The organism is Streptomyces odontotermitis, assembly GCF_050510915.1.
Lineage (GTDB): Bacteria > Actinomycetota > Actinomycetes > Streptomycetales > Streptomycetaceae > Streptomyces.
In genome coordinates this window covers 1-206 of the sequence record NZ_JBNJLS010000071.1, presented here as the reverse complement: position 1 = coordinate 206, position 206 = coordinate 1, and the positions used below count along the sequence as shown (strand labels likewise).

The 206-nt window shown below is 62.1% G+C and carries 1 protein-coding gene; it reads left to right on the top strand.

Annotated features, from left to right (window positions below; translation table 11 throughout):
* Nucleotides 1–206: hypothetical protein (locus ACQB60_RS45815; protein ID WP_496932049.1), on the top strand; the 206-nt coding region annotated here is incomplete at both ends.

The window sequence follows — 206 nt, the reverse complement described above, 5'->3', positions numbered from 1 at the left end:
CAGGCGGATGTGGGTGTGGCCATGAACACCGGTACCTCGGCCGCCAAGGAGGCCGGGAACATGGTGGACCTGGACTCCAACCCCACCAAGCTCATCGAGATCGTCGAGATCGGCAAGCAACTCCTGATCACCCGGGGTGCGTTGACGACCTTCTCCATCGCCAACGACGTCGCGAAGTACTTCGCGATCATCCCCGCCATGTTCGC